9 protein-coding genes are annotated in these 15,713 nt (G+C 71.4%); 4 read left to right on the top strand and 5 right to left on the bottom strand.

Annotated features, from left to right (window positions below; translation table 11 throughout):
- Positions 1–144: 144 nt before the first annotated feature.
- From ACWEEU_RS21545 to ACWEEU_RS21530, 4 genes are all read left to right on the top strand, one after another.
- Positions 145–1,452 (top strand): HRDC domain-containing protein, encoded by a 1,308-nt coding sequence (locus ACWEEU_RS21545; protein WP_451734293.1) that lies wholly within the window; start codon positions 145–147, stop codon positions 1,450–1,452.
- 236 nt (positions 1,453–1,688) lie between these two features.
- Positions 1,689–2,906 carry a thiolase family protein gene (locus ACWEEU_RS21540; RefSeq protein WP_018547199.1) on the top strand — a complete coding sequence of 406 codons (1,218 nt, stop codon included), beginning with the start codon at positions 1,689–1,691 and terminating at the stop codon, positions 2,904–2,906.
- Positions 2,903–5,032: a 3-hydroxyacyl-CoA dehydrogenase NAD-binding domain-containing protein gene (locus ACWEEU_RS21535; RefSeq protein WP_451734291.1), complete on the top strand. Its 2,130-nt coding sequence runs from the start codon at positions 2,903–2,905 to the stop codon at positions 5,030–5,032. The genes ACWEEU_RS21540 and ACWEEU_RS21535 overlap by 4 nt, the downstream gene beginning before the upstream one ends.
- 250 nt (positions 5,033–5,282) lie before the next feature.
- Entirely contained in the window at positions 5,283–6,923 is a 1,641-nt protein-coding gene (locus ACWEEU_RS21530) for a hypothetical protein (RefSeq protein WP_451734289.1), read from the top strand.
- Positions 6,924–6,953: 30 nt separating this feature from the next.
- Here the strand turns inward: ACWEEU_RS21530 and ACWEEU_RS21525 are convergent, their stop codons facing one another.
- Genes ACWEEU_RS21525 through ACWEEU_RS21505 form a run of 5 tightly spaced genes read right to left on the bottom strand, consistent with a single transcriptional unit; the run spans position 6,954 to position 15,656 of the window.
- A complete protein-coding gene (locus ACWEEU_RS21525) occupies positions 6,954–8,288 on the bottom strand; it encodes a phosphodiester glycosidase family protein (RefSeq protein ID WP_451734287.1) in 1,335 nt (444 codons plus the stop codon).
- Positions 8,281–9,012, bottom strand: a complete 732-nt coding sequence (locus ACWEEU_RS21520) for a hypothetical protein (RefSeq protein WP_385747121.1) — start codon at positions 9,010–9,012, stop codon at positions 8,281–8,283. Before ACWEEU_RS21520 ends, ACWEEU_RS21525 begins: the two co-directional genes overlap by 8 nt.
- A complete protein-coding gene (locus ACWEEU_RS21515; protein WP_451734284.1) occupies positions 9,009–9,752 on the bottom strand; it encodes a rhamnogalacturonan acetylesterase in 744 nt (247 codons plus the stop codon). Before ACWEEU_RS21515 ends, ACWEEU_RS21520 begins: the two co-directional genes overlap by 4 nt.
- 1 nt (position 9,753) lies before the next feature.
- Positions 9,754–14,292 (bottom strand): bifunctional glycosyltransferase/CDP-glycerol:glycerophosphate glycerophosphotransferase, encoded by a 4,539-nt coding sequence (locus ACWEEU_RS21510; protein WP_451734282.1) that lies wholly within the window; start codon positions 14,290–14,292, stop codon positions 9,754–9,756.
- The gene (locus ACWEEU_RS21505) at positions 14,289–15,656 is read right to left on the bottom strand and encodes a CDP-alcohol phosphatidyltransferase family protein (protein ID WP_451734280.1); all 1,368 of its coding nucleotides are present in this window, start codon (positions 15,654–15,656) and stop codon (positions 14,289–14,291) included. The genes ACWEEU_RS21510 and ACWEEU_RS21505 overlap by 4 nt, the downstream gene beginning before the upstream one ends.
- Between the last annotated feature and the right edge of the window lie 57 nt (positions 15,657–15,713).

Here is a 15,713-nt window from a genome sequence, read left to right as displayed (position 1 = left end):
TGACAAGACGTGTGCAATCCCGTGCGGGCGCCGGCGCGTGCGCGGGCCCGGGAGCGCGCACGCGGCGGCCGGATTTGTACGGTCCGCACGCCGCCCGGCCGAACGCGCAGGCCAGCGGCGCGGCCATACGGATACCCTGGGCATGTGACCGACGCCCAAGACACCGCAGCAGACAGTTCCCTGCGCATCACCGGAGGCACTCCTCCGGACGACGCCGGATCGTCTGTGACGGGGGCGTCCCCCCTGGCCGGGGCCCCGATCCCGCTCCTGGAGCCCCGCGAGGGCATCCCGCCGGTGGTCGCCGACGCCGCCGGGCTCGCCGAGGTCGTCGCCGCGTTCGCCGCCGGTTCCGGACCGGTCGCCGTCGACGCCGAGCGCGCCTCCGGCTACCGCTACGGCCAGCGTGCCTACCTGGTGCAGTTGCGCCGCCAGGGCGCGGGCACCGCGCTGATCGACCCGGTCGGCTGCCCCGACCTGTCCTCGCTCGGCGAGGCGCTGTCCGGCGTCGAGTGGGTGCTGCACGCCGCCACCCAGGACCTGCCCTGTCTGCGCGAGATAGGCATGCTGCCCACGCGGCTCTTCGACACCGAGCTGGCCGGACGGCTCGCCGGGTTCCCCCGGGTCGGCCTCGGCGCGATGGTCGAGAACGTGCTCGGCTTCGTCCTGGAGAAGGGCCATTCCGCCGTCGACTGGTCCACCCGTCCGCTGCCCGAGCCGTGGCTGCGCTACGCCGCGCTCGACGTGGAACTCCTGGTGGACCTGCGGGACGCCCTGGAGAAGGAGCTGGACCGGCAGGGCAAGCTGGAGTGGGCGCTCGAGGAGTTCGCCGCGATCGCGGCCGCCCCTCCCGCCGAGCCGCGCAAGGACCCCTGGCGGCGCACCTCCGGGATGCACAAGGTGCGCAGGCGGCGCCAGCTCGGTGTCGTCCGCGAGCTGTGGGAGACCCGGGACCGGATCGCCCAGCGGCGGGACGTCTCGCCGGGCAAGGTGCTGAGCGACGCGGCGATCGTGGAGGCGGCGCTGGCCGTGCCGGCCAACGTGCACGCGCTCGCCGCGCTGAACGGTTTCGGACACCGGATGGGACGGCGCCAGCTCGAACAGTGGCAGGCTGCGGTCGACCGGGTGAAGGCGCTTGCGGAGTCCGAACTGCCTCAGCAGGGGCAGCAGATGACCGGTCCGCCTCCGCCGCGGGCCTGGGCCGACAAGGACCCCGCGGCGGCCGCCCGCCTTTCCGCCGCCCGCGCGGGGGTCACCGCGCTGGCCGAGCGGCTCGACATGCCCCAGGAGAACCTGATCTCTCCGGACACGGTGCGGCGTCTGTGCTGGGAACCTCCGGTGGTGGTCAGCGGGGAGTCCGTCGCGGAGGTGCTGCGGAGGTTCGGTGCGCGGGAGTGGCAGATCGCGCAGGTGACGCCGGTGCTGGTCGCCGCGCTGTCCTCCGACGGCGCGTAATCGCCATAGCGGTTGCGCGGGTACGGCGAGTGCGGGCCGCCCGTGGCTGTTCGCGCAGTTCCCCGCGCCCCTGAAAAGCCGGCACCCCACCCTCGCCCGTCGCGGTGCCCCGGCAACCCCGACCCGCCGGTGTGACGTTCACCGCTAGCCGGGGTGGGACTGTGCAGCTACGTTACTCATAAGTAGCATGGGCTTAAGCAAGCGCTCAGCGTCCCGCACCCTGGAGGAGAGCCATCGTGCCTCGTACCGTCAGGGACGTCGTCTTCGTCGACGGCGTCCGTACCCCGTTCGGCAAGGCGGGCCCGAAGGGCATCTACCACGAGACCCGCGCGGACGACCTGGTCGTGAAGGCGATCCGGGAGCTGCTGCGGCGCAACCCCGGCCTGGACCCGCAGAAGATCGACGAGGTCGCCATCGCCGCGACCACCCAGATCGGCGACCAGGGCCTGACCCTCGGCCGGACGGCGGGCATCCTCGCCGGCCTGCCGCAGTCGGTCCCCGGCTACTCCATCGACCGCATGTGCGCGGGCGCCCTGACCGCCGTGACCTCGGTCTCCGGCTCGGTCGCCTTCGGCGCGTACGACGTGGCGATCGCGGGCGGCGTCGAGCACATGGGCCGCCACCCCATGGGCGAGGGCGTGGACCCCAACCCGCGCTTCGTGAGCGAGAAGCTGGTCGACGAGTCCGCCCTGTTCATGGGCATGACCGCCGAGAACCTGCACGACCGCTACCCCCAGATCACCAAGCAGCGCGCCGACGAGTACGCGGTGCGCTCGCAGGAGAAGGCCGCCAAGGCGTACGCCGACGGCAAGATCCAGCAGGACCTGGTACCGATCTCGGTGCGCCGCACCAACGAGGAGGCCGGTGAGACGGGCTGGGGCCTGGTCACCGCCGACGAGCCGATGCGCCCCGGCACCACGCTGGAGAACCTGGCGGGTCTGAAGACGCCGTTCCGTGTGCACGGCCGGGTCACCGCGGGCAACGCGGCCGGTCTGAACGACGGCGCCACCGCCTCCATCATCGCGAGCGAGGAGTTCGCCCGCGAGCACGGCCTGCCGGTCAAGATGCGCCTGGTGTCGTACGCCTTCGCGGGCGTCGAGCCCGAGGTCATGGGCTACGGCCCGATCCCGGCGACGGAGAAGGCGCTCGCCAAGGCGGGCCTGTCGATCTCCGACATCGGCCTGTTCGAGATCAACGAGGCCTTCGCCGTCCAGGTGCTGGCCTTCCTCGACCACTACGGCATCGCGGACGACGACGAGCGCGTCAACCAGTACGGCGGCGCCATCGCCTTCGGCCACCCGCTGGCCTCCTCCGGCGTGCGTCTGATGACGCAGCTGGCCCGCCAGTTCGAGGAGCACCCGGAGGTCCGCTACGGCCTGACCACCATGTGCGTCGGCTTCGGCATGGGCGCGACGGTCATCTGGGAGAACCCGAACTTCGAGGGGGACAAGTGAGCACCACCACCGAGCTGTTGAAGGGTGCGGCCGAGCTGTTCCCGGACGAGGTCGTGACCTCGGCGCACGTACGCCACTTCGAGCTGCCGTTCGGCGCCGGGCGCTTCGCGCTCATCACGCTGGACAACGGCTTCGACCACACCAAGCCGACCACCTTCGGTCCGGCGTCGCTGGCGAACCTGAACGCCGCCATCGACCAGGTCGAGAAGGAGGCCGCGGACGGCGAGATCGTCGGCGTCGGCGTCACCGGCAAGCCGTTCATCTTCGCGGTCGGCGCCGACCTCAAGGGCGTCGAGCTGCTGAAGAGCCACGAGGACGCGCTCGCCATCGGCAAGGGCGGCCACGCGGTCTTCAAGCGCCTGTCCCACCTGGCGGTGCCGACCTTCGCCTACTACAACGGCGCGGCCATGGGCGGCGGCGTCGAGGTCGGTCTGCACTGCACCTACCGGACCGTCTCCAAGTCCCTCCCGGCGTTCTCGCTGCCCGAGGTCTTCCTCGGTCTGGTGCCCGGCTGGGGCGGCTGCGCCCTGCTGCCGAACCTGATCGGCGCCGACAAGGCCGTCTCGGTCATCATCGAGAACAGCCTCAACCAGAACCGTCAGCTCAAGGGCAGGCAGGTCTTCGAACTCGGCATCGCGGACGCGCTGTTCGAGGGCGCGGACTTCCTGGAGCAGTCGCTGATCTGGACCGCCCAGGTCCTCAAGGGCGACCTCGTCGTCGAGCGCCCGGAGATCGACCGGGGCGAGGCGTGGGACCAGGCGGTCGCCAAGGGCCGCTTCATCGCGGACTCCAAGGTGCACGGCGCCGCCCCGGCCGCCTACCGCGCTCTCGACATCATCGAGGGTGCCAAGGACGGCGACCTGGACAAGGGCTTCGACGCCGAGGACCAGGCGCTCGCCGACCTCATCATGGGCGGCGAACTGCGCGCGGGCATCTACTCGTTCAACCTGGTGCAGAAGCGCGGCAAGCGCCCGGCCGGCGCGCCGGACAAGGCGCTGGCCCGTCCGGTCACCAAGGTCGGTGTCGTGGGCGCCGGTCTGATGGCTTCCCAGCTCGCGCTGCTCTTCCTGCGCCGCCTGGAGGTGCCGGTCGTGCTGACCGACATCGACCAGGAGCGCGTCGACAAGGGTGTGGGTTACGTCCACGCCGAGATCGACAAGCTGCTCGCCAAGGGCCGTATCCACCAGGACAAGGCCAACCGCCTCAAGGCGCTGGTGACCGGTGTCCTGGACAAGGCCGAGGGCTTCGCGGACGCCGACTTCATCATCGAAGCCGTGTTCGAGGAGATGGGCGTCAAGCAGAAGGTGTTCGCGGAGGTCGAGGCGGTCGCCCCGGCGCACGCGATCCTGGCCACCAACACCTCCTCGCTGTCGGTGTCGGAGATGGCGTCGAAGCTGAAGCACCCCGAGCGGGTCGTCGGCTTCCACTTCTTCAACCCGGTCGCGATCCTGCCGCTCCTGGAGATCGTGCGCGGCGAGCAGACGGACGACGCCTCGCTCGCGACCGCGTTCGCGGTGGCCAAGAAGCTGAAGAAGACCGCGGTGCTGGTGAAGGACGCCCCGGCGTTCGTCGTCAACCGCATCCTGACCCGCTTCATGGGCGAGATCCAGAACGTCATCGACGAGGGCACCCCGGTCGAGGTCGCGGAGAAGGCAGTCGAGCCGCTCGGCCTGCCGATGTCCCCGCTGGTGCTCCTGGAGCTGGTCGGTCCCGCGATCGGTCTGCACGTCTCGGAGACCCTCAACCGGGCCTACCCGGACCGCTTCACGGTCTCCCCGAACCTCAAGGCGGTCGTCGAGGCGGGCAAGCGCGGCTTCTACGTCTACGACTCCGGCAAGCCGGAGCTGGACCCCGAGGTCGCGGCGCTGCTCAAGCAGGGCGACACCGCCCTGACGGAGGAGCAGGTCCGCGCCCGCGTCCTGGACGCGGTGGCCGAGGAGATCGGCCTCATGCTGGACGAGGGCGTGGTCGCGGAGGCGCAGGACATCGACCTGTGCCTGATCACCGGCGCCGGCTGGCCCTTCCACCTGGGCGGCATCACGCCGTACCTGGACCGTGAGGGTGTCTCCGAGCGGGTGAACGGCAAGCGGTTCCTGGAGCCGGGCGCGGCGAGCGTGCCCGCGTAACGCTCCCCCGCATCACGAAGGGCCCCCGCGGCGACGCGGGGGCCCTTCGCTGTTCCCGTCCGTCCTGGTTCCGCCCTTCTTGCCCGGTGTTCACGATCGTTCACAACTCCCCCACCAGTTGTTCATGTTGAGGATATGGCTGGTTAGAATCTTGCAAGCTTCCGTAAGGAAGTCGGTTCACCTCTCACAGAAGCGAGCAAGACACTTCATGGACACGGCACTTCCGGAACTTTCGCCGAATCTCGCCACCGTGGACCGGCGGAAGGTCGTCAGCGAGACCGACACCTGGGGTGCCGTTCCGGTCGAGTACCGCTTCCGTGCCGCCGACGCCGACGTCCGTCATCTGGTCGTGGTCTTCTCCGGCCTCGGCGCCCCCAACGGCTACCATTTCGCGGGCCGTTCGCTGAACGCGCTGCGCGCCAACGTCCTGTGGATCAAGGACGACTTCGACGGCCACTACAGCTACTACATGTGCCGCTCGATGGACTTCGGCATCGAGGACTCCGTCCACCGCCTCGTCGAATCCACCATGGCCCGTCTGGGACTGACGCGCGATCAGGTCAGCCTGCTGGGCGTCTCCAAGGGTGGCAGCGCGGCGCTCTACTACGGTCTGAAGTACGGGTACCGCAACATCGTGACCGTCGTGCCCCAGTTCCTGGTGGGCAGTTACGTGCGCGACCGCGCCGTGACCGGACGCTACATGCTCGGCGAGGACATGCCGCAGGAGCACGTCGACACCCTCGACGAGGCGATCCCGGAGATGCTGCGCGTGCGCGGCGGCCAGGGGCACAACGTCTATCTGTTCACCTCCGAGGCCGACGAGCAGTACGAGACGGAGATCGCGCCCCACCTCGACCACTTCTGGGCCTGCGACAACTTCAACCTGATCAAGACCCGTTCGGAACTGGTCCGCCAGCACGGTGAAGTCTCCGCCTACAACCTCCAGTTGATCCTGGGCGTGCTGGCCGCGCTGGCCGAGGGCGGGGAACCGCGCCTGGGCTTCCTGGAGAACGGCGACCCGCACGTGGACGAGGAGGAGCGGCGGCGCCATCTGTCCGCCCTGCGCACCTCGGACGCCCTGACCGCCGTCCTCACCCAGCAGGAGGTGCGCGGCAGCCATCTGCTGCTGAGCGGCGAGGCGTTCATACCCGGCGAGTCGCCGTACGGCGAGTACCGGGAGACCAAGTCCCTGGTCCTCGAAAACGGCGGCAGGCAGTGGGAGTTCCCGCTGACGACGACCGAGGCGAAGTACACCTACAGCCGCTGGTTCGACGGCTTCGCGCGGGACTACGCGGACGGCGGCTTCGCGCCCGAGGCCCCCGCCGGCATCCCGCTGCGGGGCGTGCCGAGCGGGGTCTACGACCTCTCGGTGCGCGTCACCAGCCCCTCGGAGGGCATCGACCGCCGCACCCCGCTGGTCGCCCGGCGCCCCTTCGACATCCGGCGCCCCTACGGCGGCCTGGAGATCGTGCTCACCGGTGACGAGAAGCGGGTGCGGGTCATGCGCCGCGCGGTCATCGGCCACTTCTCCCAGGAGACCGTCTTCTCGCTGGAGAAGAGCTGGCTGGAGGAGCGCGCGCTGCACGTGGAGGGCGTGTTCTTCGTGCACGGCGTGGAGGCGGACTCCCACCAGCACGCCATGTACTACCTGGTACTGCGCGGCACGAAGTCCACGCACTCCTTCCGGCTGGGCAAGTCCCACCGCCCGAACGCCGTCCGCCCGCACGTGCGCCGCGGCGACTACGGCACCTACGACTACGGCTACTTCGCCAGCTCGGGCTACAAGGGCGTCACGCTGCCGGAGACGGCGTCCGGCGAGTACGAGATGTACATCTCGATGAGCACGGGCGGGGCGCTGTTCTCGGCGTCGGCCGGATCGATCACGATCTGACGGTCCGTCACGTCATGTCATGACGATGTGTCACCTCGCGGGCCCGTCCGGCAGAATGGCCAGCCCGTCGGCGACCGGGCGCTCGCGCACGGGGCCGTCCTCGGTGTCGCGGGGGCGGTTGCGCAGGTGCCCGCGGAGCACCACCGAGGTGGAGCCGCCGCCGTCCAGGTTGACCGCGTCCACCGCGCCGAGGGACCGGGCGAGCCCTGCCGCCTCGGCCGGGGTGGCGCCCACGCTCTCGCGGCGGGAGCGGCCGTCGACGGCGATGAGCAGCAGGGTGCCGTCGGCCGTGACGGCGGCCACGGTGCGTGGTTCCCGGCGCGGCCCGAGCAGCGCGGTGGCCGTCGGGTCGAACGCCCCGGCGCGCAGCAGTCGGGCGCTGCCGCCGACGGCCGTGTCGACGGGTCCGGGCAGCGGCAGACCCGCCGGGGCGGTGATCCGCTCCGAGACGGCCGGCCGGGTGCCCGGCACCGCGTGCGCACGCAGCCACGCGGCGCCGGTGCCGATGCCGTACAGCGAACTGCCGCCCTCGGGCAGCGGTCCGCCCGCCGGGGTGCGCAGCCGCAGGACCCTCCCGTCGGCGGCGAGCAGCGCCTCGGTGCTGCCCTCGGTGCCGGGCGGGGTGTCGCCGCCCCACTCGGGGGCGAAGGAGACCACCTCGTCCGGGTCCGTGCACAGCCCCTCGAACGGCTTCTCCTGAAGGCGGCCCGTGGTGGCGAGGCGGTCGCCGCCGGTTCCTCCGCAGCCGAGTATGCGGCCGGGGACCCGGTCCACGCCGTCGAGTTCGCGGACCGCGCCGTCGGCCGCGCGCAGCCCTCCCCTGGTGGCGACCTCGGCTACCCGGGCTTCGAGGCGTCCGCCGGCGTGACCGAGGAGAAGGGCGGGGCGGCCGTCGAGGGCCTCGCTGAGCACCCTGCCGTGTTCGGCGTACAGCCCGATGGGGTCGCCCTCGTAGCCGGAGTGGTGGTGGCCGGTGCGGATGTCGAAGTAGGTGCCGTTGATCGCGGCGAGCGCGTCGGAGCGGTTGGCCAGGGTGCGCACGGTGTCGGAGCGGGTCATGTCGGCGCCGTGCACACCGGTGACGCGCACCCCGGCGTCGGGGGCGACGCTGAGCACGGTCAGCCGCACGGGCGCGCCGGGGCCGAGACTACGGGTGAGCTGCCGGAAGCCGAAGCCCGCGGGCAGAGCGGCCGTGCCGGGGTCCGCCGGAGCCGAAGCCGCCGGGACCGAGGAGCCGGGCGGGTCCGGCGAAGGCGCCGGAGCCGGCCGGCCCGAGGACACCGCGGTCGGTGCCGAGCAGCCTGCCGGGGTCACCGCGAGCGCGACGGCCAGGACCGCGCCCCGCAGCCGCCGGACGCTAGCCATGCACGGCCAGCGCACCCGGGGAGTCCCCGAGGTCGCCGACGTGCACGGTCACCTCGGACCACACCCGGTGCCCGTCCTCGCCCTCGAAGGCCAGCTCGAAGCGGTCGTAGCCGAGGTGATCGGGGTGGGCCTGGTAGCTGACGCCGCCGTCCGGCGCGTAGGTCAGCAGTCCGCGCCGGGCACGGCCGACGGCGACCAGGCGCAGACCGGGGACCGGGGTGTGGCCGGGCGGGAGCAGGGCGCGGCCGCCGGGGCGCAGGGTGACGCACTGGCCGGGCAGCCAGTGCCGGCGCACCCGGAAACCGGTGTCGCAGACGGCGGCCGAGGGCACCAGGCGGTCCCCCTCCGCCGCCATCACACCGACGACGATCCGGGGCAGCACCGTGGCGCCGTCGGGTGCCTCGGGGTCGATACGGATCACGCAGCTCACGGTACGCGGCTCGTCGTCCTCGGTGACGTAGGTGGCGTATCTGCCGTTGTTCAGCAGGCTCAGCCCCGGGTGGCGGAGCATCGCGGCGCCCGGGGCGAGGGAGTCGTCGATGAGGTAGCCGTAGGTGCGGTAGGCGCCCTCGACGGGGGTGAGGGTCAGGGAGAGGGTGATCTCCTGTCCCGGGGTGACGGGCAGCGCGGGGTCGGCGTCGGCGACGAGACGCAGGGTGCCGAGGGCCTCGGCGGCGCCGGGGTGGGTGACGTGCGCGAAGGCCAGGGGATGGTGGTCGTTCATCGGGGTCCTAGGTCGTCCGGGCTTTCCGCGTAGGGCACCGCCTCCAGTGGCACCGGGGCGTCCAGGTCGCGGAAGTGCTCCGGGGTGAGCAGCCCCTGCCGGTTCAGTTCGGCCGCCACGAAGCGGGCGCACTCGACGGCGCCGCGCTCCCTGAGGTGGGTGTTGTCGCGCAGCCCGTCTGGGTGGGCCGGGTGCTCGCCGGGTTCGAGGTGGCCGAAGAGGGCGCGGCTGCCCGTGTCGCCCGCGCGGCGCCACTGGACGGCGCTCCACTCCCCGAGGTCCACCACGGGCACGCACAGGCTCGCGCCGAGTTCGCGCACGGCGGCGTGGTACATCCCGAGCGGCCGGAGCAGATTGCCCTGGTCGTCGAAGAGGCGGCGTTCGTAGCTGGTCAGCAGCACGGGGTGGGCGCCCCGGTCGCGGGCGCCGTGGACGTGGGCGCGCAGGGCCCGCTGGTAGTCGCCGAAGGGCTCGGTGCCGCGCGGGTCGTCGGTGTGGACGTCGTTGAGGCCGAAGCAGGCGAGCAGCAGATCGCCGGGGGCGATCCGGTCGAGGACCGCCGTGAGGCCGCCGGACTCCACGAAGGTGCGCGAACTGGCTCCCGGACGGGCGGAGTTGACCACCTCGGCGTGGGTGAGGAACAGCGGCAGCGCCTGCCCCCAGCCGGCCAGCGGGGCCGCGTCGCGGCGGCGGGCGGCCGTGCCGGAGTCGCCGGTGAGGAAGATCCTGGACGTCGTCATGTCAGCCCCTTCCCGCCTGCTGCGGCTCCGGGCGGCCCATGACGAGCGGCGCGGAGGGCAGTCCGGGGTCGCCCGCGACGGCGGCGTCCATGGTGGCGATCACGTCGTAGGCGCGGCGGCAGTTGTTGGTGTCGCGCAGGACGAAGAACTCCTCCGCGCGGCGCCGGTACTGCGGTTCGACCTCGAAGCCGCGCTCGATGGAGGCGATGATCGCCTCGACGGCGTGGTCGACGGTGGCGCAGGCGGGGCCGAAGCCGTCCCGGCCCAGGTCGAAGTAGCCGCGCTTGTAGTGCTTGCTGTAGAAGCTCTCGTCGTCGAAGTTGGTGTAGACGATCGGCTTGCCCATGTAGGCGACGTCGAAGAACACCGAGGAGTAGTCGGTGACCAGCATCGAGCACTCGCGCATGGCGAGCTGGACGTCGCGTCCGGTGGTGGAGACCGTGATCGACGGGTGGTCGATGCGGAAGTGCTTCAGGTAGGGCCGGATCTCGTAGTGCGGCATGAACTCGAGCTGCACGTCGTGGCGTCGGCACGCCGCGAGCAGCCGCTCGTCGCGCAGCAGCGCCGAGAAGAAGCGGTAGTACTCGGAGGCGGCGAACGGGATCTCCGGCTTGGCCGCCTTGTTGTACGAGGGCGCCACGATGTCGCGCCGCCAGGTGGGCATGATCAGCACGCGGCGCGGTCCGCGCACCGGCTCCAGGGCGTCGAAGCGCGGCAGTCCGGTGGCGGCGACGCGGTCGTAGCCGTAGCCGCAGTGCTCGGCGTAGTAGGCGCGTTCGCTGCGTCCGGTGGTGAGCACCATGTCGACGTTGGTGACCTGGGCGTGGATGGAGGGCGCCACGTCGTTGTAGACCACGCCGTGCTGGAGGAAGACCCGCTTGTAGCGCAGCAGATCGCCGTAGCCGGTGAGGAAGGCGCGCTTGGACAGGCCGGGGAAGCCGAGGTACGCCTCCAGGTCGTAGGCGTTGATCAGCCTGCTGGCGTGCAGCAGATAGACCCGGTACTTCCAGGACAGGCGGTCGATGACGCGGCCGAGCGGTGCCACCTTGGCGCGGTCGGCCGCGGTGCCGTTGATGGCGTAGTACACCCGGCGGCGGCGCTCGTTGGTCCGTATCCACTTGAACAGGTGGTACGAGTTGTCCTGCGCGGTGTCCTCGCGCTCGCCGATGATCCAGATGTCCTTGCCGCGCAGCCACGGGTGGAAGAGCCAGTAGAGCATCCGGGTGCGCCAGCCGGGGCGGCCGGGCAGGGCCATGCGGAACGCCGTGAAGAAACGTTTCGTCTTGTGGGTGAGCCGCTTCACCGCACCCGAGACCCGGCGCAGCGTGATCTTCTCGTCCGCGTCGATGTCCAGGATCACGGTGGCCCGGCCCGCGCGGTGCACGCCCTTGAAGCGGTGCAGCATCTGGCGCGGGTCCACCGGGGCGTCCAGATGCCGGTCGCCGTCGTGCACGCGCAGCGTGAGGGTGAGGTCCCGGTTGTTCAGCGAGGCGAAGTCCTCGGGCCGCACCACGGCGCGCCAGCCGCTGTACCAGTCCTGCTCCTTGCGGGTGCGCCAGCGGTCGCGCCGGTACACCTGGCCGACGGGGACGGCACGTTCGGTCTGCCCGTCGGACAGGACGAGTTCGAGCCGGTTGTCGAAGAGGTGGGCGATGTCGACGCCCGAGAGGACCATGAGTCCCTCGAAGACGATCCGCTCCGTGTCGACATGGCAGGTCTCCAGCACGAACCGGTGCCGGTCCACGCGCAGCAGCGCGGTGTCCGCCCGGTCCACGGCGAGCCTGCGGAAGATCCCCTCGTCGTCGAGGTACAGATGCGGCCGGAACTCGGGCGCGGTGTACGGGTCGCAGAACAGGTCGAGGTTGCCGGTGCGCACCGCGTGGTGCTGGGTGCGCGCGAGGGCGGCCGTGGCGTACTGGAGCACCAGGTCGTCGGGGATGTCCGCGTAGACCTGGCACAACGCCGGGAAGACGGCCGCCAGTTCGTCACGGCTCATGATCCGGTGCAGATTGCGCAGATACGGCTGGAAGGTCCGCACCACGAACCGCTGCGCCAGGCGCAGGGTGCGCGGGTCCAGCTCCGCGGCCCGGCGCAGGACGTGCCGGCACAGCCGGATCAGCTCCTGTGCCTTGACCGGGTCGTTCCACGGCAGGTCGAAGAGCGAGTCGTGCTGCTCGCCGTCGCGCTCGTAACAGGTGGCGCCCGGCGCGATGGTGACCCGGCGGGCGTGCAGCAGCGCGGGCACGCTCAGCCAGGCGTCCTCGAAGCCGGGGCCCTGCCCGCAGCGCAGCCGTTCCTCGCGGACCAGGCTGGTGCGCAGCAGCTTGGCGCTGAGGCTGGTGGAGAACACCAGGTACGGAGCGTCGCGCAGCCGCTCCACCTTGGCGGGCGTCGGCCCGAAGTAGCGCGCCCACGCCTCGTCGCCGGCCCTGCTCGGCTGGGGGAAGTTGTCGCTGCGGCCCACCGCGACGTCCGCCTTGGCGGCGCGGGCGGCGTGCAGCAGCCGGTGCACGCTGTCCTGGCCGAGGATGTCGCGGGCGCGGGCGAACATGACGTACGGCGCGGTGACATGGCGCAGGCCGTGGTCGAAGGCGGCGCGCATCCCCATGGCGATCTGGGAGACGACGGTGACGTTCGGCCAGCGGGCCGCGAACTCCTCGATCTGGTGGGCGGTGGCGTCGGTCGAGCCGTCGTCGACCAGGATCACCTGGGTGCCCGCGAAGTCCCGCTGGCTGTCGAGGGAGCCGAGGAACTCGGGCAGGTTGTACTCGTCGTTGTGGCAGTGGACGACCACGGCGGCGCCGTAGCGCTCACGGCGGGCGAACGGCTCCGGCATCCGCTCCGTGGTCCACCAGGTCCAGGGCGTGCCGCGCCGGTCGGGCCTGGCCTGCTGCTCCCTGGTCTCCGGGCGCAGCGCGAGGTTGCCGCTGACGGTCTCGTACATCTCGTACGTCGTCCCGGCACCGGTGTAGCGCTCCGCCTCGATGTCGACGCCGCGCACGCAGACCGCCGTGGTGGCGCGCTCGCCCGCGTGCCGCATCTGCACGAGGAGGTTCCACACCGCCGGGCGCTCCAGGGCGCCGAGGGTCGCGTCCAGGGAGATGGTGGCGTGGTAGCGGATGTACTCCTCGTCCACCTCGATGCCGGTGACCGGGAAGGTGTGGTCGGTCTTCGGACCCCGGCAGCGCAGGACGGCGACGAGTTCCGGCTTGTCCTTGGGTCCGACGCGGCCGAACTGGTTGCGGATGAAGCCGGTGAGGTGGAGTTCGCCGCCGGTGATCTCCAGCCGGGTCGCCTGGTTGAACAGCCGGGCGTCGGAGAGCCGGCCGCCCGTCAGGTCGAGGTCGGTGACGTCGAGGAACCGCTCGGCGTCCGGGCGGCCGAGCAGCGAGCCGGACCAGAAGACCCGGCCGTCGCGCTCCACCAGGTCGGAGCTGAGCACCGGGCGCCGCTGGGTGAAGTCGGCGGCGCTGAGGGCGACGTCGGGCCTGCCCTGCATGAGCCCGAAGCCGCGTACCCGCTCCAGCGGTCCGGTGAGGTCCCAGCACTCCTCGGGGAGCGTGCGCAGATAGGGGCCGGTGGCGCGCAGGAAGCCCTCGCGGTAGGCGTCGTCGCCCGCGCGGAGGGCGCCCATGTAGAGCCCGAGGTCGTGCGAGAGGAACTTGGCCGCCTTGCGGGCGATCAGTTCGTCGGCGCCCTGACGGGCGAGGAAGTCGTCGGTCCACTGGTGGACGAGCACCCGGTCGCGGATGCTGCGCAGTTCGCCGCGCCGGTTGGTCAGCGACGGGGTGTCCGACTCGCGCTCCCAGATCCACCGGTAGACCGGGGCGGTGAGCAGGCTGACCGTGCCCGCGAACCAGTAGGCGAGCGTGGAGAAGTAGGTGTCCTCGAAGTGGACGCCCTGCGGGAAGCGGATGCCGTGCTCGTGCAGGAACTCCGTGCGGTACAGCTTGGCCGCCGCGATCGGGTCCTCGAACAGCTCGGGCATGGCGGCCAGTCCGCCCTCCACCGTGCGGTCGGCGCCGTAGAGCTGCGGCTGCCAGACGGTGTTCTCGCCCTTGTCGAGGTTGACGCGGATCGCCCGCCCCGCGGTGATGTCGGCGCCGGTGGCCAGCGCGGAGGCGAGCAGCGTCTCGCAGGCGCGGTGCGGCAGTTCGTCGTCGGCGTCGAGGAACATCAGGTACTGCCCGGTGGCGATCTCGATGCCGTGGTTGCGCGGGGAGCCCACGCCGCCGCTGTTGCGGGTGCGGACCACGACCTGGACCCGGGGGTCCTTCTCGGCGTACCGGTGGGCGACCGCGAGGGTGCCGTCGGTGGACGCGTCGTCCAGGACCAGCACTTCGAGGTTGCGGTGGGTCTGGCCGAGCGCCGAGCGCAGCGCCCGGTCGAGGGTGGCGCTCGCGTTGTAGGCGGCGACCACGATCGTGACGGTGTACGCGGAGGCGTCGGCGTAGGTGAGCGTGTCCACGTCGGCGAGGGCGCCCCGGGCGGGGGGCGCGGGCGACGTGGTGGGTGCGGTGGCTGCGTTCGGTTCGTTCATCGCGCGAATCCCTCGTCCGTCCAGGGCTGAGACTGGGCGTGAGGCTGGGTCTGGTACTCGGGGTACTGCGGGGACGGGTGCCGGGAGTGCTGCGGGTACGGGTCGGGATCGGGCTCGGAGTACGGCTCGAACCAGGAGTCGTGGGCGGCAGGGGCGGGCTGCTCGTAGGGCTCGTACGACGCGTGGTCCGGGTACGGCTCGTACTGCTCGTACTGCTCGTACTGCTCGTACTGGGGCTGGGGCTGGGGCTGGGGTTGCTGGTACGGGTCGTACTGCTCGTACCGCTCCTGGTGCGGGAAGCCGAGGCGTTCCTCGCGGGAGGGGAAATGGTCCCGGTCCTCGGCGCCGTGCTGCGGCTGGCTGGGGATGCCGGGGGCGAGCGGGGCGTCGGGCACCGGCCAGTCGTCCTCGGTCCAGGCGGCGGGGTCCGGGGCGGGAGCAGAAACGTTTCGCTGGGTCGCCATGTCCCGCACGACCCGGTTGAAGTCCCGTGTGGAGAGCCAGAACTTGTACATGATGAACAGCTCGAAGGCCAGCAGCAGGGCGGCCGAGGCGGCTGTGGTCCACAGGATGCGGCCGAGCAGCGGGCCCACGATGAAGACGAACATCTGGAACTCGATGCCGCTGAACAGATGCGGGCGTATGCGGGTGCGCAGCATGGCGCGGCGGACGCGGGTGTACCAGGGGAACTGGTCGCGGAACTGCTCGTGCAGGTCGACGACCGGGGCGTCGGCCTCGGCGCGGAGGGTCTCCACGGGGGTGGCCGGGTTGTCGCGCAGCAGGTCCTCCATGAAGACCAGCCGGCCCTCGCCCCGGGCGTCGCGCCGGGCGCGCTCGGCCTCGGCCCGCTCCGCGGCGGTCCGTTCGAGCTTGGTGCGCATGGACTGGCGCATCTTGTAGATCTGGAGCGCGTCCAGGTAGCGCAGCATGTCGAGGAAGACGACGCCGAGCGCGGCCAGCAGGAAGCGCGGATCGTCGGTGCGCAGATACTGACCGCCCATCAGGGCGAGGGCGCAGGCCAGCACGCGGACGCGGTCGAAGACGTAGTCGAGCCAGCCGCCGAAGACCGAGCCGTTGCCCTTGAGGCGGGCGAGCTTTCCGTCGATGCAGTCGAGGACGAAGCTGAAGTGGTAGAGCAGCGCGCCGACGACGAGGGAGACGGTGTCTCCCCTGGCGAAGAAGCCCGCCGAGGCGAGTCCGACGAAGAGCGCGGCCCAGGTGACCCCGTTGGGGGTGATGAACCGGAAGCGGGCCACCACCATCAGCAGCCGGGTGGCCAGCGGGTCGACCAGGAACACGGTCCACCAGGCATCGCGCTTCTTGCAGGTCAGCTTCTGTACCGCCCGCAGCGACAGCTTGGCCATAACCCCTCAGATACGCACCGGACGAGACGGAATTCTCCCGTGGCGCGAAGGGCGCCC

Source organism: Streptomyces sp. NPDC005004 (assembly GCF_053600675.1).
This window is presented reverse-complemented; position numbering and strand designations above follow the sequence as displayed.